General features: G+C 38.2%; 21 protein-coding genes. 2 read left to right on the top strand and 19 right to left on the bottom strand.

Annotated elements, in window-relative coordinates:
• Position 1: 1 nt before the first annotated feature.
• From WBG45_RS14715 to WBG45_RS14665, 11 genes are all read right to left on the bottom strand, one after another.
• Positions 2-1,051: an ABC transporter permease gene (locus WBG45_RS14715; RefSeq protein WP_424415724.1), complete on the bottom strand. Its 1,050-nt coding sequence runs from the start codon at positions 1,049-1,051 to the stop codon at positions 2-4.
• The gene (locus tag WBG45_RS14710) at positions 1,044-2,600 is read right to left on the bottom strand and encodes an ABC transporter ATP-binding protein (protein WP_424415722.1); all 1,557 of its coding nucleotides are present in this window, start codon (positions 2,598-2,600) and stop codon (positions 1,044-1,046) included. Before WBG45_RS14710 ends, WBG45_RS14715 begins: the two co-directional genes overlap by 8 nt.
• Positions 2,601-2,747: 147 nt before the next feature.
• Entirely contained in the window at positions 2,748-3,812 is a 1,065-nt protein-coding gene (locus WBG45_RS14705) for a BMP family lipoprotein (protein WP_424415720.1), read from the bottom strand.
• Positions 3,813-3,862: 50 nt separating this feature from the next.
• The gene (locus WBG45_RS14700) at positions 3,863-4,591 is read right to left on the bottom strand and encodes a GntR family transcriptional regulator (RefSeq protein WP_424415718.1); all 729 of its coding nucleotides are present in this window, start codon (positions 4,589-4,591) and stop codon (positions 3,863-3,865) included.
• Positions 4,592-4,760: 169 nt separating this feature from the next.
• Positions 4,761-7,091 (bottom strand): DNA translocase FtsK, encoded by a 2,331-nt coding sequence (locus WBG45_RS14695; protein WP_424415716.1) that lies wholly within the window; start codon positions 7,089-7,091, stop codon positions 4,761-4,763.
• 82 nt (positions 7,092-7,173) lie between these two features.
• Positions 7,174-8,841 carry a ribonuclease J gene (locus tag WBG45_RS14690; protein ID WP_424415714.1) on the bottom strand — a complete coding sequence of 556 codons (1,668 nt, stop codon included), beginning with the start codon at positions 8,839-8,841 and terminating at the stop codon, positions 7,174-7,176.
• Between the two features lie 158 nt (positions 8,842-8,999).
• Positions 9,000-9,893, bottom strand: coding sequence for a 4-hydroxy-tetrahydrodipicolinate synthase (dapA, locus tag WBG45_RS14685; RefSeq protein ID WP_424415712.1), 894 nt, complete (start codon positions 9,891-9,893; stop codon positions 9,000-9,002).
• 14 nt (positions 9,894-9,907) lie between these two features.
• Entirely contained in the window at positions 9,908-10,948 is a 1,041-nt protein-coding gene (locus WBG45_RS14680) for an aspartate-semialdehyde dehydrogenase (protein ID WP_424415710.1), read from the bottom strand.
• Positions 10,949-11,035: 87 nt separating this feature from the next.
• Positions 11,036-11,620, bottom strand: coding sequence for a dipicolinate synthase subunit B (locus WBG45_RS14675; RefSeq protein ID WP_424415709.1), 585 nt, complete (start codon positions 11,618-11,620; stop codon positions 11,036-11,038).
• A gap of 10 nt (positions 11,621-11,630) precedes the next feature.
• A complete protein-coding gene (locus WBG45_RS14670; protein WP_424415707.1) occupies positions 11,631-12,434 on the bottom strand; it encodes a hypothetical protein in 804 nt (267 codons plus the stop codon).
• Positions 12,431-12,700, bottom strand: a complete 270-nt coding sequence (locus tag WBG45_RS14665) for a YlmC/YmxH family sporulation protein (protein ID WP_024534980.1) — start codon at positions 12,698-12,700, stop codon at positions 12,431-12,433. The genes WBG45_RS14670 and WBG45_RS14665 overlap by 4 nt, the downstream gene beginning before the upstream one ends.
• 690 nt (positions 12,701-13,390) lie before the next feature.
• Between WBG45_RS14665 and WBG45_RS14660 the strand changes: the two genes are divergently transcribed.
• Entirely contained in the window at positions 13,391-13,597 is a 207-nt protein-coding gene (locus tag WBG45_RS14660; RefSeq protein WP_424415705.1) for a helix-turn-helix transcriptional regulator, read from the top strand.
• Positions 13,598-13,626: 29 nt separating this feature from the next.
• Positions 13,627-14,046, top strand: coding sequence for a hypothetical protein (locus WBG45_RS14655; RefSeq protein WP_424415703.1), 420 nt, complete (start codon positions 13,627-13,629; stop codon positions 14,044-14,046).
• A 358-nt stretch (positions 14,047-14,404) separates the two neighbouring features.
• On the opposite strand, the gene WBG45_RS14650 is transcribed toward WBG45_RS14655, so the two are convergent.
• The 8 genes from WBG45_RS14650 to infB form a co-directional block, all read right to left on the bottom strand.
• Complete coding sequence (locus tag WBG45_RS14650) at positions 14,405-15,643, bottom strand: M16 family metallopeptidase (RefSeq protein WP_424415701.1); 1,239 nt, start codon at positions 15,641-15,643, stop codon at positions 14,405-14,407.
• A 74-nt stretch (positions 15,644-15,717) separates the two neighbouring features.
• Positions 15,718-17,844, bottom strand: coding sequence for a polyribonucleotide nucleotidyltransferase (gene pnp / locus WBG45_RS14645; RefSeq protein WP_424415699.1), 2,127 nt, complete (start codon positions 17,842-17,844; stop codon positions 15,718-15,720).
• A gap of 187 nt (positions 17,845-18,031) precedes the next feature.
• Complete coding sequence (gene rpsO / locus WBG45_RS14640) at positions 18,032-18,301, bottom strand: 30S ribosomal protein S15 (RefSeq protein ID WP_024534986.1); 270 nt, start codon at positions 18,299-18,301, stop codon at positions 18,032-18,034.
• Positions 18,302-18,444: 143 nt separating this feature from the next.
• Positions 18,445-19,386 (bottom strand): riboflavin biosynthesis protein RibF, encoded by a 942-nt coding sequence (gene ribF / locus WBG45_RS14635; protein ID WP_424415697.1) that lies wholly within the window; start codon positions 19,384-19,386, stop codon positions 18,445-18,447.
• Positions 19,383-20,315, bottom strand: a complete 933-nt coding sequence (gene truB, locus WBG45_RS14630; RefSeq protein ID WP_424415695.1) for a tRNA pseudouridine(55) synthase TruB — start codon at positions 20,313-20,315, stop codon at positions 19,383-19,385. Before truB ends, ribF begins: the two co-directional genes overlap by 4 nt.
• Positions 20,316-20,399: 84 nt before the next feature.
• On the bottom strand, positions 20,400-20,837 hold the full coding sequence (rbfA, locus tag WBG45_RS14625; RefSeq protein WP_424415693.1) for a 30S ribosome-binding factor RbfA: 438 nt from the start codon (positions 20,835-20,837) through the stop codon (positions 20,400-20,402).
• A gap of 22 nt (positions 20,838-20,859) precedes the next feature.
• Positions 20,860-21,138 carry a DUF503 domain-containing protein gene (locus tag WBG45_RS14620; protein ID WP_024534990.1) on the bottom strand — a complete coding sequence of 93 codons (279 nt, stop codon included), beginning with the start codon at positions 21,136-21,138 and terminating at the stop codon, positions 20,860-20,862.
• Positions 21,135-23,726 (bottom strand): translation initiation factor IF-2, encoded by a 2,592-nt coding sequence (gene infB, locus WBG45_RS14615; protein ID WP_424415690.1) that lies wholly within the window; start codon positions 23,724-23,726, stop codon positions 21,135-21,137. The genes WBG45_RS14620 and infB overlap by 4 nt, the downstream gene beginning before the upstream one ends.
• Positions 23,727-23,730 lie beyond the last annotated feature (4 nt).

Raw genomic sequence — 23,730 nt, 5'->3', positions numbered from 1 at the left:
GTTACTTCGCCTCCTTTTTCTTGCTGAAGCGCTCTAGCAATAAACGAATAACATAACCAGATGCTACAAAGAAAATAATAATTGCTATAATAATAGACACTATTTCCTCTGGAATTCCTGCTTCGTTCGGCATATTTGTTGCACCATATTTTAGTGAGCCAAATAATGTTGCTCCAAATATTACCCCAAGAGGTGTATTGGCACCAAGAAGGGCTACAGCTATCCCGTCGAATCCAATTCCTGTAAATCCACCTTTTGCAGAAGCATATCCAAACGTACCAAGAGCTTCCATTGCACCTGCTAAACCAGCAAACGCACCTGAAATAACCATGGCTAAAATAATATTTTTATTTACATTCATTCCCGAGTATTCTGACGCATGTTGGTTTAACCCAACTGCTTTTAATTCAAATCCACGAGTTGTTTTTTCTAAAATTAACCACATCACAAGTACCATGGCAAGGGCAATGAAAATCCCATAATGTAAGCGAGAATAATCTGTCAAATTTTCAAAAAACTCAGAGCGAAGTGAAGCGGTTGGGTTAATAGAACCCGTGTTGTCGCCACCATCAGAAACTGCTCTAATTAATGCATTAGACGTATGAAGCGCAATGTAGTTCATCATGATGGTTACAATTACTTCATGGACTTTGAATTTAGCTTTTAATAGTCCTGGAATGAAGCCCCATATTGCCCCTGCTAATGCCGCTGCAAGTATTGCAAGTGGTAAGTGAATCATTTTAGGCAAATCATCAAATGTAATGCCAACGTAAGCAGCTGCAAACCAACCTACAATTAATTGACCTTCAACACCGATATTAAAAAGTCCAGTACGGAAAGCAAATGCAACCGCAAGACCAGCTAATATATAAGGTGTAATTTGACGAATTGTTTCACCAATCGTATAGGCATCACCAAAGATCCCGTTCCACAAAGCAATATATCCTTCAATTGGATCGTATCCACTGACAATCATCACAACTGCTCCTACTAGTAAACCTAAAATCACGGAGACAACTGGTACTAAAATGTTAACAAAACGATTAGACATGGGAACTATCCTCCTCTTTCACTTGAGTCGACTGCGCGCCATTTAATGTTTGACCCGCCATTAACAAACCAAGTTCTTGTTCATTCGTTTGAAGAGGATCTAGCGTTTCGACGATTTGACCATCGTATATTACCGCAATTCGGTCAGATACGTTCATTACTTCGTCTAATTCAAATGAAATTAATAGTACGGCTTTGCCTTTATCACGTTGCTCAATCAAACGTTGATGAATAAATTCAATCGCACCTACGTCTAAACCACGAGTTGGTAGTGCCGCAATTAGTAAATCTGGGTCTCTATCAATCTCGCGACCAATGATAGCCTTTTGCTGATTACCACCAGATAATGCTCTAGCCGGCTCATGATCTCCTTGTGTACGAACATCATATTTCTGAATAATTTCATTGGCTTTTTTTGAAATGGCTGAATAGTCCATAAAGCCATTCTTCGAATTAGGACTAGAATAATAGGTTTGTAAAGCAATATTGTGTCCCACTGAGAAATCTAGTACTAGTCCATGTTTGTGGCGATCTTGAGGTATATGACCGACGCCTGATTCAGTAACTTTCCGTGGTCGATGACCTGTAATCTCTTGACCATTCATGAAAACTTGTCCACTTTTCACTTTTCGTAAGCCAGTGATTGCTTCAATTAATTCTGATTGACCATTGCCGTCTATTCCGGCAATCCCTACGATTTCACCTTTGCGAACATGTAAATTAAGTCCTTTAACTTTTTCAATACCACGGTAATCAGTTACAACTAAATCTTTCACTTCTAATACATTCGTTGAAGGATTAGCTTGACCTTTTACCGTTTTGAATTCAACTTGACGTCCAACCATAAGCGATGCAAGGTCATTAGGGTTTGTTTCAGCTGTAATAACAGTGCCAATCCCTTTACCTTTACGAATAACAGTTACACGGTCAGAAACATCCATAATTTCTTTTAATTTATGGGTAATTAAAATAATTGATTTACCTTCTTCAATTAAACGACGCATGATTTGAATCAATTCTGTAATTTCTTGTGGTGTTAAAGAAGCAGTAGGCTCATCAAAAATTAGAATTTCCGCTCCACGATACAACGTTTTTAAGATTTCAACACGTTGTTGCATGCCCACTGAAATGTCTTGAATTTTTGCGTAAGGGTCTACATTCAAATTATAAAGTTCGGAAAGCTCCTGAACTTTCTTTGCAGCTGTCTTTACCGAAATCATACCGCCTTTAGTTGGCTCACTACCTAGAATAATATTTTCCGTAACGGAAAAATCTTCAACTAACATAAAATGTTGGTGAACCATCCCAATTCCGAGATTATTCGCTACATTAGGATCTGTAATCTTTACTTCTTGACCACGAACACGAATTTCTCCGCCTTCTGGTTGGTAAAGACCAAATAATATGTTCATTAACGTTGATTTCCCTGCACCATTCTCACCAAGAAGGGCATGAATTTCACCTTTTTTTAGTTGAAGGGTAATGTTGTCATTAGCTACGAAATTTCCGAATTCTTTTCGGATATTAAGCATTTCAATAACATGTTCCAATATATTTCACTCCCTTAAGTTTTTAAAGAAAAAAATTAATACAGGAAAGGTTTCACTCATAAAACCTTTCATCTATTAATTTGAAAGGGCAAGAAAAACATCATAGAGACCGGGTACCCAGTCTCTATGATGACTTAGTTAAATTATTTATTCTACAGTTTCAGGAACTACAACATCGCCATCAGCGATTTTCTTAGCATATTCATCAATTTGAGCTAATACATCTTCAGGAATTGCTCCACGAGAATCCGCTAATGCAACGCCTTCTTCAGCTAAACCGTAAACAGTTGTTTCCCCACCTGGGAATTTGCCGTCCATAGCCAATTTAGAAAGGTTTTGTACAGCAACGTCAACGCGTTTTAACATTGAAGTTAAAGTTACGTTATCTTCGCCAACTGCACCTTCTTCATATTGGTCAGAGTCAACACCGATTACCCAAACGTAAGAATCAGGATTTTTAGTTTTTAATTCTTTTGCTTCTGCGAATACACCATTACCAGTACCACCAGCAGCGTGGAAAATAATATCTACGCCTGAAGAATACATACGGTTAGCAGTTGTTTTACCAAGTTCGGCTTTGTCAAATGCACCAGTGTACTGAACATCAACTTTAATGCTAGGGTCTACAGCTTTAACGCCTTCTAAGAAACCAGCTTCAAAACGCTCAATTACAGGAATTTCCATACCGCCAACAAAACCGATTTTTTTCGATTTAGTCATTAATGCAGCAGCAACACCAGCAAGGTAAGCTCCTTCTTGCTCTTTAAATAATACTGAAGCAACATTTGGTTGATCTACTACAGCGTCAATAATAGCAAGTTGTGCTTCTTTTTGTTGAGCAGCGATATCATTAACAGACTTCTCCATTAAGAAACCAATACCGAATACTAAATCAAAATCACGACGAACTAATTTGTTTAGGTTTGTGTTATAGTCAGCGTCAGATTTCGACTGTAAATAATCAATTCCGCCGTCGCCTTTTTCAAGACCATTGTCAGCGCCAAAATCTTGAAGACCTTTCCAAGCCGATTGGTTGAATGATTTGTCATCAACTCCACCAATATCAGTAACCATTGCTACAGAAAAATCATTTTTTTCTGCATCTCCACCATTACCTGTTTTAGTTTCTTCTTTGTCAGCACCACATGCACCTAAAATTGTGCTAGCAGCTAATACCATCGATAAAGCTAAACCAAATTTACGCTTTGTCAATTTGAGACCCCCCAAAAAATGTTTTTTCATATTAGCAGGAAGTTGATGTTTTACACCCTTTTACGTACTACATGGAAACTGAATTTGTCAGCTCTAAAATAGTTTTTTGAATATAATACTACTTGATCTTTGTCATTATAATGTAATTGTTTCAGAACTAGTAACGCCGTTTCAGGTTCACACTCTAAAATCGGAGATGCCACTTCGTGATAGCCTGTTGGGTCGATAAAAGCAACAGCATGAGTCACACGGATTTCTCCGGATTCTTCGATTGCTGTAAAAATCGAACCTTCTTGCCTACTTAAAAAATCAGAAGGCAAAAACTTTGCGGGAACTTTGTCCACACAATATACAACTGGTTCACCATTTGCTGTTCTTACTCGTTCAATTGTAATGACAGATTCGTCTACTTCGCATTGAAAACGTTTTATGTCATCTTCTGACGGAAGCGCTTCCATGGAACTCAAATAAATTGTACCAGGTTCCATTCCAGCTCTCCTTATCATAGAAGAGACACTTGTTAAATGCTCGATACCGGAAGTGAAAACCGGTTTCGAATTAACAAATGTACCTACACCATGACGTCTTACGATAACATTTTCTTCTTCCAACAGTCTAAGTGCTTCACGTAGTGTTGCACGACTGATTCCAAGAGATTTGGCGAGTTCAAATTCTGAAGGAAGTTTCTCCTTCTCTTTGAACACACCTTTTGCAATATCGTCTTTTAGACGATCGATCACTTGAAGATACAAATGACGATGATCTGATTTTATTGTCATACTAAACCACCACCAACAGCAGAGATCAGACATCTGATGTAAAACTTTCCTACTAATCAGACATACTATACCACTTTTATTTGTTTAAATAAATAGATTTATGGGTAATTAGGCAAAGATTCGTAAAATTTTTAATTATTTTGTAATGTTTTTGTCATAATTACCCATTTCAATCCATGTCATCATGTTTCGCTTGAAGCACTTGCCTTGGTTTACTTCCTTCATACCCACCGACAACTCCACGCATTTCCATTTGATCGACTATACGTGCCGCCCGAGAGTATCCAATACGAAATCTTCTTTGTAAAAGTGATACGGAAGCTGTTTGCATATCTGTGACAAGTTGCACAGCTTCATCATACAAATCATCCGTTTCTTCATCTCTTGATACTTCTTCAATTTCAGATGGTATCATTTCTTCTTGGTATTGAGCCTTCTGTTGAGCAATGGCAAAATCCACAACCTTTTCAACTTCTTGGTCCGATAAGAAAGCTCCTTGAACGCGAACAGGTTTGGATGCTCCAGCTGCTAAGAATAGCATATCTCCACGTCCTAACAATTTTTCCGCTCCTCCCATATCAAGTATAGTACGAGAGTCAATTGAAGAGGATACCGCAAATGCAATCCTTGAAGGAATATTGGCTTTGATTACTCCTGTAATAACATCCACACTTGGTCTTTGTGTAGCAATAATCAAATGAATACCTGCTGCACGAGCCATCTGAGCTAATCGAGTAATAGAATCTTCCACATCATTAGATGCAACCATCATTAAATCAGCTAACTCATCGACGATAACAACGATATATGGAAGTTTTGGATGTTTCTCATCATTTTCTTCATTCCACTTTCTTATGTGGTCATTGTAACCTTCAATGTTTCGCATACCAGTATGCGAAAACAAGTCATACCGACGTTCCATTTCTGACACTACTTTTTTGAGTGCTTGTGATGCTTTTCTTGGGTCTGTCACAACTGGTGCCAACAGATGAGGAATACCATTATAGACATTTAATTCAACCATTTTAGGGTCAATCATCATCATTTTGACTTCATGTGGTTTCGCTCGCATGATAATACTGACGATTATGCCATTAATACAAACACTCTTCCCACTTCCTGTTGAACCAGCAACAAGTAAATGTGGCATTTTATTTAATTCTGCTAGAACCGCTTGTCCCGTAATGTCTCGACCAAGACCAATCATTAATTTAGAATCAGGTTTATTGTTTTCTTTTGCGTCTAATACCTCGCGTAAACTCACAATCGCTACTTCTTGATTTGGCACTTCAATTCCTATTGCTGACTTCCCAGGAATTGGCGCTTCAATCCTAATATCACGTGCTGCAAGTGCTAAAGCTAAGTCATCACTGAGACTAACAATTTTACTGACTTTCACACCAGTATCTGGCAACACTTCGTACTTCGTGACGGCAGGACCTAAATGGACTTGTGTAACGCGAGCTTTGACACCAAAGCTTTGGAAAGTTTGTTCTAATTTTTTTGCATTTGCTTGAATTAAAGAATATTCACCACTTTGATCGCTATGAGGCGGTTCATTTAATAAAGATGCAGATGGTAATTGATAATCTTTATTTTCTAAAACGGCTTCTGATACAGCGTCAAACACTTTTTCATTTAACTCTTCATTTTCTTCTAGTACTGGTTCTGGCTTAGGTTTTGTTTCCTCTCTTTTTTCAACACGTTCTGTGAAAGCAGAAATAATAGGTGAAACATGTACAATTTCCGGTTCCGGTTGTCGTTCCTGCATCGTTGTTGCTACTTCCATATCTTGCGCAGTTGTAGAAATACTTGCTGTTTTTTTACGTTTGTCACTTCTAGTCTGTACTTTGGGTTTAACTGTTGCTTTATTTTTTTTCTTTTGTGCTCTCATTGCCAACCAATTATTTTTCCATTGTGGAATTTCACTAGCTAAAAATGGGACGAGTGCTTTACCTGAGAGAAGGATAAAACCTATCATTAGTAATATCCAAGCTGCGATGGTTGCGCCTCCAGAATCAAACAACACATGAAATGAAGCGAACAAAAATGCCCCCATCATTCCTCCGCCTAAAGAGCTATCGCGATTTATAATCCCATTGCTATCAATAAGGATTCTCCACGTTTCTCGAAGAACCGAATCACTAACTAGACCCCCACCTTGAAACAATTGCTCAAATAAAACTAAATGACTGAAAAGAGTCATACTTGCCAAAATACTTAAACATCCAGCAATAATTCTGTTATTAAATCCAGGCACCGCTCGTTTAATCATCATAATAAGTGCAATAACAATACATAATAACGCAACCGCTACATGCCAATTCCCGAAGAAAAATCGGGCAACAGACGACAAACCGAATCCTACAGAACCTAATTCAAAAAAGGTAATGATCCCGAGTCCTATTAACAACAGGCCTGAAATTTCAAACATTAGTGGATGTGTTTTTTCAGGTGGTTTTTTTCTTGTTTTAGTCGCCTTTTTCTTTTTGATTGTCATACTTGTCACCTTCTTTCTTTATCAAAGAAAAAGGATTTCCTGCCGGTACAAATGGCGTGGAAATCCTTCCGCTTTTATCACCTTAATATTCCATAATAATCGGGATGATCATTGGACGTCTTTTCGTTTTTTGGTATAAATACGAATTTAAAGTGTCACGAATTTCTTGTTTAATGTTTGTCCATTCAAATGTTTCTTTGGCAACATATTTTTCAACTATTTTCTTAACAAGTTCAGTTGATTCATCCATTAGTTGTTCTGACTCACGAACATAGACAAATCCACGCGATAAGATTTCTGGACCTGAAGCAATTTTCTTCTGTGCACGATTCAATGTTATCGTAACAATGAAAATGCCGTCTTGTGAAAGAAGTTTACGATCGCGTAATACGATGTTCCCTACATCACCAACACCAATGCCGTCAATTAAAACGTTACCAGCTTGTACACGTCCACTCATACGCATTTTTCCGCCTTTGTACTCAACGATATCACCTTTATCAGCAATAAAGATTTGAGTTTTAGCCAAACCAGTTGATTGAGCGAGTTTCGAGTGAGCCATAAGCATGCGGAATTCCCCTTGAATTGGAATGAAGAATTTCGGCTTCATTAAGTTTAACATCATTTTTAAATCTTCTTGACTACCATGACCAGATACATGCACTTTTTTACTAGCAGTTAAGACTTTTGCTCCAACTTTTGCTAATTGGTTCATCGTCTTAAACATTGCTACTTCCATACCAGGTGATGGTGTAAAAGTAAATAATACTGTATCTGTATCTTTAATTTTCACATCTTTGTGATGTTTTCTTACCATTTTTTCAAGGGCTTCTATTGGCTCTCCTTGAGTCCCAGAAACAATAATTACTACTTCATGGTCTTCATAGTTCCCAATATCTTTAATTGAAATTAGCGTTTCTTCGTCAACTTGTAAATAGTCTAATTTCTTACCTACTTCAAATACAGTTTCTAACGTCTTCCCAACGACAGCCACTTTACGACGCGACTCAATTGCCGTGTCAAATACTTGTTGAATTCGAATAAAGTTTGAAGAATATAACGATACAAGAATACGACCTTTAGCTCCGTGGAACGTTTCAGATAAATGTTCTTCAACAACAGATTCAGATGTCGTGTAACCTGGACGTTCTGCTTCTGTTGAATCTGACATCAAAATAAATACGCCTTCTTCACCAAGACCAGCCATTTTTGCTATGTCTGGACGATAGCTACCTTTTGCTGCTTGATCGAATTTAAATTCACCCGTGTGCACGATTGCACCTTCCGAAGTATGGAATACAATTCCTAAAGAATCTGGGATACTATGCGTTGTGTGGAAGAATGTAACGTGTGTAGATTTGAAATTCATACGGCTTTTATTTGTCACTTCAAAGAATTTCACAGGTTGTGGAGCTGGTAATTCTTTCAAATGTTCTTTAGCTAATGCAATCGTTAACCGAGAGCCATAAACTGGTGCTTGAATCTTATTTAGCAAATATGAAATAGATCCAATTGCATCTTCGTGTCCATGTGTTAAAAAGATTCCTTTAATACGAGCTTTATTTTCTTCTAAGTACGTTACATCTGGAATAACTATATCAATTCCAAGCATTTCATTTTCAGGAAACATTAGTCCGCTGTCTACGATAAATATTTCTTCATCAATTTCTACTACATACATTGCTTTTCCGATTTCCCCAACTCCACCGAGGGGGATGATTCGAATGGTTTCGTTTATTGTTTTTGTCACTTGCTTTCCTCCTAAAAATTAACCCGAACATTGTCCACTTCAATCCATTATATCGAACCGCTGACAACAGTACAATAATAAAAGTCGAAAGCGCGACTTTAGATCAACTCATGCGTTAAACATAAAAAAAGGCCAGTTGTGAACTGACCTTCAGAATATTACTTGAAAAATTTACGTTTTTCTTCAAATTCCGCCCAAGCTTGGTCAAAATGTTGTTTCTCTTCATTCGTCATATCCACGAGTGGCAATCTGACAGAACCGACATCTAGCCCCAAATTAGCAAGAGCATATTTCACAGGAACAGGATTTGGTTTTTCAAAGAGAGCGCGAATGAGTGGTAATAATGCATGATGAATAGTTGCAGCATCCGCATGTCTCCCCTCTTCAAATGCACGAATTAACTTTTGCATATCTTCTCCTACAACATGGGAAGCGACTGATACAACGCCAGCTCCTCCTATTGATAATAGCGGTAAAGTTAAACCATCATCTCCGCTATACACTGCGAAATCATCTTGACAACCCGCAATGATATCTGACATTTGCTCTAAGTTTCCACCAGCCTCTTTAATGGCCTGTATGTTTGAAATCTTACTTAAAGCCAATACAGTTTCTGGCAGCATATTAACTACCGAACGGCCCGGAATATTATAAAGTAAAACAGGTAATTTAGTTGAATCCGCAATCGTTTTAAAATGTTCATACATTCCACGTTGATCAGGTTTATTATAATACGGAGTAACGAGCATGATACCATCTACACCCGCTTCCTCAGCAACTCTTGTAAGTTCAACTGAAGCTCTCGTACTATTACTACCCGTACCTGCAAATACAGGAATTCGGTTATTTACCGATTCAACAGTAAAACGAATTAAGTCAGCTTTCTCTTGACTCGTTAATGTTGGTGATTCGCCAGTTGTTCCACACACGACAACTGAATCTGTTCCTGTTGCAATTAAATGTTCAATCAATTTTGCGACCATTTCAAAATGAATGGAGCCATCTGGTAAAAATGGTGTGACCATAGCTGTAGATACACGACCGATATGCATAAGAATCTCCCCTTTTAAATGATACCTTCTTCTATCATTGCTTCTGCAATTTGAATTGAGTTTAGTGCTGCCCCTTTTAATAAATTGTCTGACACAATCCACATATGGAAACCTCTATCATTTGATAAATCTTTTCGAATTCGTCCTACAAATACTTCGTCTTCCCCTTCAGCAAACAAAGGCATAGGATATTGTTGTTTCGCAGGATTATCCTGTACTTTTATTCCTTTAGCCGCTTCTAATACAGCACGCATTTCTGATACACTGATGCCATCTTTATCTACTTCAATAAACACTGATTCAGAGTGACCTGAAACGACTGGTAAACGAACGCAAGTTGCCGCTACTGAAAGGTTTGGCATGTGCAGAATTTTCTTCGTTTCATTAATCATTTTCATTTCTTCTAATGTATAGCCATTGTCGTCAAATATATCGATTTGAGGAATAACATTAAACGCAATCGGATAGTGAGTAGATGCACTTTTGACTGGCAAAACGTGTGCATCTGCATTTTTCGTTTCGCCAAAAGTACCACTTTGATCTTTTAGCTCATTAATTGCATCTGCTCCAGCACCAGATACTGCTTGATACGTAGAAACGATGACTTTATTTAAGCCAAAAGCTTCTTTTATTGGTTGTAGTGCACACACCATTTGAATGGTAGAGCAATTCGGGTTCGCGATAATCCCTGAGTGTGATTTAAGATCCTGTGGATTCACTTCTGGTACAACCAGTGGAATATCCTCTACCATACGAAAAGCACTCGTATTATCAATTACGACTGCTCCTCGCTTGGCAGCTTCTGGTGCGAGAATTTTTGAAACTGAACCACCTGCACTAAATAGTGCAATGTCAACTCCATCAAATGCTTCTGGTGTTGCTTCTTCTACCTTATAGAACTGACCTTTAAATTCAATACTTTTTCCAGCTGAACGTTTAGATGCCAAAAATTTTATATGTTTTATCGGAAATTTTCGTTTCTCAAGTTGTTCCATCATTTTCTCGCCCACTGCACCGGTTGCACCGACGACAGCGACTGTGTAATTCTTTGACATGACACTCACTCCCTCTAGCCAACTAATTGGTCATAATGACGGTATTGTATCATAAAATTGCGGGATTGTGCATGAAAATTAATCCGACTATTTGTGTTGGATTAAAACAGGTTGGAGTTGTTGATGTTCTAATGCCTTAACGATCGTTGGTACAATGAGATTAAAATCGGAGATAAGGGAGTTAGGTTTTTTAAACGGATCATCTTGACCAAAAGGAATGAAATAAATATGTTTAGCATTTAACAATCTCATGACATTGACGCCATTTAACCCGAGTGCATCATTGGTCGAAATACCAAGGACTACAGGTTTACCTGTTCGCATCGTCGCCTTGGCAGCCATCAGTACTGGAGAATCTGTGGCAGCATTCGCAAAGCGACTAATTGAATTGCCGGTCATCGGTGCAATGACCATGCAATCAAGCGGCGCTTTTGGACCTAGTGGCTCAGCATCGGCAATGGTTGAAATGACTTTTGCTCCTGCAGCTTCTTCTATTTTTCTAACCCATTCGTCCCCAGTACCAAAGCGAGTAGCAGCTACCAAAACGGAATGGGACACTACGGGTACAACAATAGCACCTTGGTCTCTTAATACAGTGATTTTTGGCACCACTTCTTCATACGTGCAATGTGATGCAGTGATACCAAATCCTATTCGCTTTCCTTGTAACACAACGTTCCTCCTATTTGATGTTTTTTACTGAATCTGTTACACACTTAAACAGCAGTTTAGCCGCATCTTCTTTTAAAAATTGTCCTGGTAGAGACGTGTACATTCTGTAGGTATGTGAAAAGTCTCCATCTAGGGCTAAACACCCTGGTGAAGACGCAACATCATAAAATCTTTGGCACGTTGTTAATAACGAGTGATAGTCTGCTGTGAGCCATTTCGCCGGTATTGTGTTAATAAATATCGCTTGTTCACATGAAATGCCATGCTCTAATTTTTTCACTTCATAGCCCATGGCTTGTGCTTCTGCTAATTGAGCAGTGGATCTCACAACAATTTGTGGATAGGCATCCATGCGTTTTAACTGCCATGCTAATAATTTTGCTACGCGTCCGAATCCAGAAATCATGAAATGTTTACCAGCGACCGTTTGGTGTTCTTCTAAATAATATGCCGCAATAAATCCTTCGGCAGTTAATTTTGCATTTAGCCAAATAAATTGTTCATTCTCGAGATATGGTTCAATGTCGATTTCACTTGCTTCAAAAAAGCGTGTCCATTCAGGAGATAATTTTCCGACGAAACATTTTTGAACGTTTTCAAAATAATCCAATCCTATTGCATCTGTCACTATTTCTAGTGGTTGTATCGGTAGCACTAAGATATGTGGTTCGAATGCCCGTAACTCTCTTTCAACTTGATAACTCCATGCTTTGGTTTGTAGGTATAGGACTTGCACATTTAAGTTTTTCAATAATATCGAGAGTTTTTCCATCCGTGGATCTGTACCGATGATGCACCATTTTAGATTCCTCATATGGTCTGATCCGAATGTAAGTGAGATGTTTTTGTAAAGAGAATGCGATCTTCACCGATGAGGATGATGTCTTCCCAAGCGATATAGACGTTTTTTTGTGTTGATTTTGATTTAAATGGCCTGTTTCCCTGTTCTTTTAATACAAGAAATCCAATGATTTTTCCACTGGTTGGTTCAAAGAGCAATTCGGTATCTGCAAGTAATCCAAAACGTTTGCCATCTTCAATTTGAATTAATTCTTTCACTGCCATTTCTGATAGCAACATATGACTCCTCCTCCATGTTCATCTCCTTAAATATATGCAAAGAAAGAATCACATGTTCACTGAAAAACAACTTAGAAGAGGTTGAGTAACATTTTGCATTGATGAGTATCTCAAAATTTAAAAACTGATATCCATATTACATTCTCTGAGGAAGACAGATTTCCACGTCGCTTCGAACGCTTTACCTGCCGCACATTGATCTAGAGATTAATGTTTTTGGGCGTGTGACTTCGTCACTTCGCCCAACCTCTTTTTTCAGATCATCCTGCGGCTGGTGTACGTCCTTCGCTTTCTTGCAACCTGGACTCACACAGAAATGATGATTTGGTTTACTAGAGAATTGTTGATTTCTTTATGTAGATGTTCGGCCGAAGATGCAATTTCGGCCTTTTCCTGCTTCAATATTTTTAAGACTACTTAACAGAGGTGGAGCAACATTTCGGAATTCACATTGATTGCATTCGCTGAGAAATACAGGTTTCCAGGGGTTTATTTGAGAATTATTGGTTTCTTTAAAGGGGATGTTCAGTTGTTTATATTTTGGCTCTGTTAATGGAAAAGGTTGTTTACTCGGAATACAAAATGGTATTTGGTTTTCCTGATTTTCGAAGCATGTAAGGTTTACTTGACACACAAGTTTTTCTATTGGTATATTATTTGTAAGGTTAACCTTACAACGGAGGAACTACAGTGAAAAGTAAATTAAAGGAACTAAGAGAACAAAGTGGACTTACTCAAACAGAATTAGGAAAAGCAGTAAATGTATCACGACAAGCAATTAATGCAATCGAAAATAATAAATTTGATCCGTCTATATGGTTGGCATATGATTTAGCTCGATTTTTTAATAAAACAATTGAGGACATTTTTATCTTCGAGGAGAGTGAACGTAAATGAATTTAGTTAAGCATTCAAGTTTCAATCTGATGTTTTTAGTTGTAATGTCATTTCTTTATTCATTTTTATTTATTTCCACTTCAAATCACTTGGAATTCACAAGATTACTTTCAAAGAATACAACTCTTAATTATCCTTTTTGGAATAGTTGGACAGATTTTATTCGAGCAGGGAATATGAAATTTGTTGGTTATTTCATCATTATTTTAACGATTATTATTCTAATTTTAGCTTTCATAAAAAGAGCTGAAGTATTTGATGAATATCAAGTAAGTATATTAACAAGAAGCGTATTGATAGCAGGGATATTATCCATTGGGCTAGTACCCATCGTTATGATTATTATTTTGAGTGATCCTAATAATACGATTGCTGTAATGTTTTTATTTGCTACGATTCAGTGGTTTGGTGTGTTAGTAACGTACTTTTTTAATACACTTAAAAATTAAGTGTAAGTTGCGTACCCTTCCATATTTCTTAGTCAACTCACATCAACATTAAATTAAAATAGACCGATTAAGATTTATTATATTGCTATTAGTTAAGCTGATCTAAAATCCTCTCGAAGGAAGAAAGAAACCAATGTAAAGAAATGCAGTAGCCGCCGAAATTGTATCTTCGGTGGCTTGGATTGTTAAAGGTTGTGGCGATTCTTTAGTAATTCAAGGTCAAAAAACAATTTCCACAATGGTGATGTCACCCCCCTCTCCTACTCATTCTTTAGGTAAATGTAAAACGCTTTCCAGAGCTCACCGAAAACTTGAGTGAAAATAGTAGTTCAAATCTAATAAATATAAAAAAAGACAATCACAATGGATTGTCTTTTTTGGGTGTAATGATGGAAATAGCAGGCTTATTCGAAAAAATATCAGTGATGAGTTTTTGTACTTTATGGATGTGTACTTCATCAATTGACTGCAGTACTTCATCATACGTTTTGTGTTCTTTAAAAATAAGCTCGTTTTTACCGTTACGATTCATACGTGCATTGGTACTTTCTAAACCGAGCATTAAGTTACCTTTTAATTGTTCTTTTGCATCATTCACTTCGGTTTCTGTAACTCCATCATCAACCACTTTTTGAATGGTTTCATGGATAGTATCTTGGAGTTCTTGCAGTTGATTACTTGAAGTTCCTCCATAGATGGCTACTGATCCAGAATCTACGTAAGACGAATGGTAAGAGTAAATAGAATAAGCTAATGCTTTTTCTTCACGTACTTCTTGGAATAGTCGAGACGACATATTTCCACCTAAAATGTTATTTAAAACGACTAAATCATAAATATTCTTATCTTTAACGCTTAGTCCTGGATAGCCTAGACAGATATGTCCTTGTTCCGTTTCACGTGACTTATGTGATTCACCTGAATTAAATACAGGCAAGGATGAAGCATGACGATCAGCAAGTTGTGAACTGGATCCGAATTGACCAAATAACGAGTCAATGTAGTCAATTAAACCCTCCGGAATATTACCAGCTACTGAAATGACAATATGTTCAGGTCGATAATGATGATCCATAAATTGGTGAATGGAATCTTTATTGAATGTTTCAAGCGACGCTTTTGTACCTAAAATTGATGCGCCTAATGGTTGATTTGGATACATGACATTCCATAACTGTTCGTGGACATCATCGTCAGGAGTGTCTTCGACCATTAATATTTCTTCTAAGACAACTTGACGTTCTTTGTCTAATTCTTGTTCATCAAATTGAGAATGGAAAAACATATCGGCCAATACTGATATGGCATGTTTCGCATGATGATCTAATACTTTCGCATAGTAGCATGTTTGCTCTTTTGACGTAAATGCATTGACATACCCACCAATGCGATCAAATTCTTCAGCTATTTGACGTGCCGTTCTAGTTGCAGTTCCTTTAAAAAGCATATGTTCAATGAAGTGAGTTAAGCCATTCTCTTCTGGTGTTTCATGTCTCGAACCTACATCAACCCATACACCTACAGCTACTGAACGAACGTGCGGAATATGTTCATAGACTATTCGTACACCATTTTGACTTGTTCTTTTTTGTAACACAGTAAATCAAACCCCCAGTATTTCGAAAAAAAAGGTTGCCATCTAAGCAGTTGGCAACCTTTTTTCATTGTTTATTATTCAGCTTGAGTTTGAGCTTTCTCAGCTGCTTCTTTTTCTTCTTTTACGACGATTTTACGTGATAAGTTTACACGGCCTTGGTTATCGATTTCAATAACTTTAACTTTTAATTCGTCATCAAGTTTAAGTACGTCTTCAACTGCTTTTGTGCGTTCTTCTTGAATTTCAGAAATGTGCAGAAGTCCATCTTTGCCTGTAAAGATTTCTACGAAAGCTCCGAATTTTTCAATACGTTTCACTTTACCCATGAAGTATTCGCCAACAACAGCAACGCGTACAATATTTTCAATAATCTCTTTAGCACGTGCAATCATGTCTTCATCAATTGAAGAAATATAAATTGATCCATCTTGCTCTGTATCAATTTTAACGCCTGTTTCATCAATGATTTTATTAATTTGTTTACCACCCGGTCCAATGACGTCACGAATCTTATCAGGATTAATTTTAACCATGACAATTTTCGGAGCGAATTTAGACAACTTCGTGCGTGGTTCAGAAATTGTAGCCATCATGCTTTCTAAAATATGCATACGGCCGATTTTTGCTTGTGTCAATGCTTCTTCTAGAATGCTGCGTGATAAGCCATCGATTTTAATATCCATTTGGAGTGCAGTAACACCTTTAGCTGTACCTGCAACTTTAAAGTCCATATCGCCTAAGTGATCTTCCATTCCTTGAATATCCGAAAGAACAGAATAGTTTTCACCGCGTTTGATAAGACCCATAGCAATACCTGCAACTGGAGCTTTAATTGGAACACCTGCATCCATCATAGCAAGAGTTGATGCACAAATACTTGCTTGAGATGTAGAACCATTTGATTCAAGTACTTCTGATACTAAACGAATTGTATATGGGAATTCTTTTTCGTCAGGAAGTACTGCTTTTAGTGCACGTTCTCCTAGAGCACCGTGACCGATTTCACGACGACCTGGACCACGTAATGGACCTGTTTCCCCAACACTGAATTGTGGGAAGTTATAATGATGCATGAAACGTTTAGATTCTTCAATTCCTAAACCATCAATGATCTGAACATCACCTAATGCACCTAAAGTAGCAATACTTAGTGCTTGAGTTTGTCCACGTGTGAACAATCCTGAACCGTGTGTTCTAGGTAAGACGCCTGTCTCAGATGATAAAGGACGGATTTCGTCTAATTTACGACCATCAGGACGGACTTTATCTTCAGTAATTAAACGGCGAACTTCTTCCTTCACCATTTTATCTAAAATTTGTCGCACTTGTTTTAGTGTTGCATCATCTGCTTCACGTTCAACGAATGTTGCTACAACTTCATCTTTAACTTCATTTATCGCTACTTCACGTGCATGTTTTTCATACACTTGAATCGCGCTGTTTAATTTCGTTTCGCACATTTCATTAATCTCAGTAGAAAGTTCAGCATCAAGCTCATAAAGTTTGATGTCTGTTTTTGGTTTGCCCATTGCAGCGACAACTTCTTCTTGGAATGCGATTAATTCTTTGATATTATCATGACCAAACATAATAGCTTCTAACATCACTTCTTCAGTTACTTCAAGAGCCCCTGCTTCAACCATGTTAATAGCATCTTTAGTTCCAGCAACAATTAAATCAATTGTGCTTAAAGCCAACTGGGCTTGTGTTGGGTTAATGATAAATTCACCATCAATTAATCCTACTTGTACGCCTGCAATTGGGCCATCGAAAGGAATATCAGAAACTGATAATGCTAATGAAGATCCTAACATTGCTGCCATTTCAGTAGTACAATCTTGGTCTACTGACATAACGATTGAAATAACTTGTACTTCATTACGGAATCCATCAGGGAATAAAGGACGGATTGGACGGTCAATTAAACGACTAGTTAAGACTGCGTTTTCTGATGGACGTCCTTCACGTTTAATAAAACCACCTGGAATTTTCCCTGCTGCATAAAGACGCTCTTCGTAGTTACAAGTAAGTGGGAAGAAATCTAAAGGCTTAGGATGTTTTGAAGCTGTTGCTGTTGAAAGGACAGTAGAATCTCCGTAACGGACCATAACAGCACCGTTTGCTTGTTTTGCATATTTGCCTACTTCAACTTGTAATGGACGACCTGCCCACTCGAAATTAAAAATTTGTTTTTCTGTCATTGAATGAACTCCTCTCGTACTATAAATCCTATTTAAATTAGTTGTATGTATCATTAGTAGTGTATCAAAAAACCGCATATCATGCGATAAATTATAAAAATGTCAATTGAGAGTGGATTATATACAGAGAAATCTTTTTGAACATAAAGAAAAAGCGGGACGAATCCCGCTTTCACTAAAATGCATTTTATCGACGTAAACCAAGTTTAGCGATCAAGTCACGGTAACGTGATACTTCGTTTTCACGTAAGTATTTTAACAAGTTACGACGACGACCTACCATTTTGAATAGACCACGACGTGAGTGATGATCTTTCTTGTGTGTACGTAAATGTTCGTTCAAGTTGTTAATATCTTCTGTTAACACAGCGATTTGAATGTCTGCAGAACCAGTGTCGCTTTCATGAGTACGGTACTCAGCGATAAGTTCATTTTTACGTTCTTGTGTAATTGCCATCCGGTTCACCTCCAATACTCTCATAATATCCCCAATTACCGAGCAAGCGTTGGTGATTCGCACTGCCAAGCAACGGTTAGGCATATCTCTATGCACTTAAAAATAGTAGCACATACACTACTTCTTTGCAACTCTTAAATAGTCTATTGAAGAAACGACATAGCAGTTTGTTTGTCTTTTTCAATTTGATGTTTTAAAGAATCAATACCATCAAATTTACGTTCATCTCTAATATGGTGATACCAGTCAACGAAGACCTCTTCTCCATAAATGTTCTTATCAAAATCAAATAAATGAACTTCAATCGTCAGGTGTTTCTCATCAGGGTTTTTAAACGTCGGTTTATAGCCAACATTGCAAACACCATCTACCCATTCGTCTTGAACTAACATTCTAACTGCATAGACACCAGTAGCAGGGATGTAAAATCCTTCTTTTGCTTGGATATTGGCCGTTGGGAAGCCGATTGTTCGACCCCTCTTGTCTCCATGAACAACAATTCCTGGAATTTGAAATGGCCTTCCTAATAATTCAAGAACATTCTCCATGTTGCCTAACGTTAATGCTTGTCTGATACGAGTGGAACTAATTTTTTCATTTTCTGACGATTTCTTTTCAACGACTGATACATCAAAGTCGTTATGGGATAATTTTTTCATTACATCCATATTGCCTTGACCAAAAGCACCAAAAGTGAAATCGTACCCTGCTGTTACGTGTTTTACATTCAATTGACGAATGAATGTATCAACAAAATTTTCTGGAGTTAACTGGGCAAAATCAGATGTAAATCGAACCACAAATGTTGTATCAACACCTATTGATTGAAGCAATTCTAATTTTTGTTCAAGTGGTGTAATATAAAATACTTTTTCATTTCGTTTTCCTAGTACAATCGAAGGATGAGGATCAAAAGTCATAACAGCTAACTTTAATCCTCGCTCTTCCGCTACTCTTTTAGCATGTCCAATGACTTCTCGATGGCCTAGATGAACCCCATCAAAAAAGCCAATCGCTAAAGAAAAGGGACCAGTAATTGTAGAATCACCAATGTGATGTGGATAGGATAAATGTACAGTGTTCATTCCGCATCTCCTTCTTTTGGTAATCGATTAAACATTTTTTCTGGCTTCATCTTACCTTCCTTTGTAGGATGGTTGACATAGACCGCAACTGCTTGACCATCTCTAGTAAAAACAATTCGTTCATGTGACTGAAGCGCATGTAATGCATCTAATACTTGTCCATTTTGAATTGCTTTTTCTAGGTCAGTGGGAACGTCAAATTTTGGCATGTCTTCAAGAGCGTAATCTAATTCAAATAAATTAGCTGTTAATGCATGTTGATCTACTAACTCTTGGACTTGTTGTAAAGTGAAACAATTGTCAGCTTTAAATGTACCAGACGCTGTACGGACTAATTGCGACATATGGGCAGGAAAACCAAGTTTCTCGCCTATTTGAACAGCAAGTGTACGAATATAGGTTCCTTTACTACACGATACTCGAATGTTAAATGTCACTCGTTCACCAGAAAAACTACTCTCTTCACTTAATAGTGTAAGTTCGTAAATGGTTACTTGTCTTGTTGGTCTTTCAACTGCCATTCCAGCTCGTGCATATTCATATAGTTTTTTTCCATTTACTTTTACGGCTGAGTACATGGGTGGTGTTTGTTCGATTGTGCCAGTTAATGCATATAAAGCAGCAAGGATTTCTTGGCGTGTGAATTGTTTGTGTGAATCATCATGTTCCACAACGTCGCCGTCAGCGTCCTCTGTAGACGTGGATGCGCCAATCGTTACTTCAGCCTCATAAATTTTTCCCGCGTTTGTAAGGTACTCCGCTACTTTTGTCGATTCTCCTAAACAAATAGGGAGAACTCCTTCAACACTCGGATCGAGAGTTCCTGTATGGCCAATGCGTTTCATTTTCAATATTTTACGTAGTTTAAAGACGCAATCGTGAGACGTCATCCCTTTTTCTTTCCATAGCGGAAGAATGCCGTTTTGCATTCGGTCCCACTCCTTTATACGTATTATGTAGTTTGTAAATAGTAAAGAAGCCTGCTAAAACTAAGTTTCGCAGACTTCTTTTGGTTATTCAACTTCTTTAATTTTGTTATCTTCATTCTCAACTTCAGTATTGATTTCCTCAATCTCAACTTCTTCAGTATTGATTTCTTCAATCTCAACTTCTTCAGTTTTGATTTGTTTAAGTAGGTTATCAATTTTGTTCCCGTAATCGAAAGACTTATCAAGTTCAAACATAAGTTCTGGTGTCTTACGTAAACGAATTCGTTGACCTATTTCAGTTCGCATAAATCCTTTAGCTTGAACTAGACCTTTTAACGTTTCTCGACGTTTTTTATCATCTCCGAGAACGGTAATAAAGACAGTTGCTTGTTGTAAGTCACCTGTAACCTCAACGTCCGTTACAGTGACAAACCCAATACGCGGGTCTTTTAGTTTACGAGCGATGATTTCGCCTAATTCTTTTTTCATTTGTTCTGCTACTCGATTTGAGCGATTCGCCATGTTGGCTTCACCTCTGTTCTATCTATAAGTGTTCACGGATCGTTTCCGTTCGTTCCCACTCTGGATTAGATTCCAAGTAATGAATGGCGTGGGTCAGCTCACGGTCGCTTGCATCGCTAGAAGAAGCAACGCAGACAATCGCAATACGGGTCCTTTGCCATTTATCTTGGTGATCAACTTCAGAAATTGAGACGTTAAACTTTTGCTTCGTTCGAGTAAGCATGCGCTGCAGCACAGCGCGCTTCTCTTTTAACGAATGGGACGTCGGAATGATGAATTCACACTCCGCATACGAAATCATTTGCGTTTGATCTCTTCCATTACGAATGACTCAATAATGTCGCCTTCTTTGACATCATGATAGTTTTTCACAGTTATCCCACATTCATACCCTTTTGCAACTTCTTTTGCATCGTCTTTGAAACGTTTAAGTGAATCTAATTCACCTTCAAATACGACAATGCTGTCACGAATGACACGGACGCCACTATCTCGGGCAATTTTACCTTCAGTCACATAACTTCCGGCAATTGTACCAATCTTCGTAACTTTAAATGTTTCACGAACTTCAGCTTGACCAATGATTTTTTCTTGGAACTCAGGATCAAGTAACCCAGTCATTGCAGCTTCAATTTCTTCTATTACTTTATAGATAATGCGGTGTAAACGAATGTCTACGCCTTCAGCCTCTGCTGCACGTTTAGCATTAGTATCTGGTCGTACGTTAAATCCAATAACAATTGCATTTGAAGCTGCAGCAAGTGAAATATCAGATTCTGTAATTGCGCCAGCACCAGTGTGAATGATACGTACATTTACGCCTTCAACTTCAAGCTTCATAAGAGAAGCTGCCATAGCTTCTACAGCACCTTGAACGTCAGCTTTTACAATGATGTTTAACTCTTTCATTTCACCTTGTTTCATTTGGTCAAATAAGTTGTCAAGAGTTACTCGAGTTTTCTCTGAACGTTGTGCTTGTAGAGCTGTAGATGCACGAGACTCTCCAACTTGGCGAGCTGTTTTCTCATCTTCAAATACTACGAAACGATCTCCAGCTTGTGGCACATCATTTAATCCAGTAATTTCAACTGGCATACTTGGACCCGCTTCTTTCACTCGACGACCTAAATCGTTAACCATCGCACGAACACGACCATACGTATGACCGACTACGATTGGATCTCCGATTTTAAGTGTTCCATCTTGTACAAGAAGTGTTGCGACAGAGCCACGACCTTTATCAAGTTGAGCTTCAATAACAGTACCAATTGCACGACGTTTAGAGTCAGCTTTTAGCTCAGCTACTTCAGAAACCAATAGGATCATCTCTAATAAGTTATCGATACCTTCACCATTTAAAGCTGAAATTGGTGCAAAGATTGTTTCTCCGCCCCATTCTTCAGAAACTAAACCGTGTTCAGTAAGTTCTTGCATTACACGATCAGGGTTAGCTGACGGTTTATCCATTTTATTCACAGCTACAATGATTGGAACTTCAGCAGCTTTTGCATGGTTAATAGCTTCAATCGTTTGAGGCATTACACCATCATCAGCAGCAACAACCAAGATTGTAATATCAGTCACTTTAGCTCCACGAGCACGCATCGTTGTAAAGGCTGCGTGACCAGGTGTGTCTAAGAATGTGATTTTTTTGCCGTTTTCTACAACCTGGTAAGCACCAATATGTTGAGTAATCCCGCCAGCTTCGCCAGCAGTTACTTTAGTTTTACGGATTGAATCTAGAAGAGTTGTTTTACCATGGTCAACGTGCCCCATAATCGTAACAACTGGTGGACGTTCTAGTTGAACACCAGGTTTTTCTTCTTCGCCTTCGAAATATCCTTCTAAATCAGAAATATCCACACGAATTTCTTCTTCTACTTCAACACCGTAGTCTGTACAAATCAATTCGATAGCATCTTTATCTAACTCTTGGTTAATTGTTGCCATTACCCCAAGTAAGAATAATTTTTTAATGATTTCAGATGGCTCTCTACCTAATTTTTTCGCCAGTTCTGCAACTGTTAATGATTCATAGAATGTGATTTTTTCTGGTAATTCTTTTTCTTTTCTTGGTACTGGTGGTGCTACTGGTTGGCGATTTTGTTTCCCTTTGTTTCTGCCTCCAGCGCGATTACCAGTCCCCGGACGGTGATTCCCGCCGCCAGCACGAGGGTTAAAACTTGAACCCGGTGCACGGTTTGGACCAAAATTCTTCGTTTTAGCCTGATCACCTTGTTCTTTACGACCTTCACCTGAAGTTGCTGTTACAGGTTTTGTCTTATCGCGTGATGGAGTAGAAGCATTTGCTACGCCACGACTTTGTCCCACTGGTGCTTTTGGTCCAGTTGATTGAGGACGATCACCTTGTGGACGGTTTCCTTGATAACCGCTACCTTGTGGACGATTCCCTTGAGAACTGTTGCCTTGAGAACCACTGCCTTGTGGGCGGTTTCCTTGGTATCCAGAACCTTGTGGACGATTTCCTTGTGAACTGCTTCCTTGAGAACCGCTACCTTGTGGACGGTTTCCTTGGTATCCAGAACCTTGTGGACGATTACCCTGAGTACTAGAACCTTGTGGGCGAGTACCTTGTGAACCTGATCCTTGTGGACGATTAGACTGGGGACGATCGCTTTGCGGACGATTGCCTTGATAACCCGATCCTTGTGGGCGGTCGCCTTGTGGACGATTAGCACTTGATGATGCAGGTTTTTGAGTAGTAGAAGATGTTTTTTTATAGACAGAGTCTAGTTTAGAAACAGCATCTCCTTCTAATGTCGACATATGATTCGTCACTTGTACATCTAATTTACCTAATTGCTCGATAACTTCTTTACTTGTTTTATTAATTTGCTTTGCGTATTCATGAACCCGTAGTTTGGTCATTAGG

Origin of the sequence: Paenisporosarcina sp., assembly GCF_049671445.1 — a bacterium.
Lineage (GTDB): Bacteria > Bacillota > Bacilli > Bacillales_A > Planococcaceae > Paenisporosarcina.
This window is presented reverse-complemented; position numbering and strand designations above follow the sequence as displayed.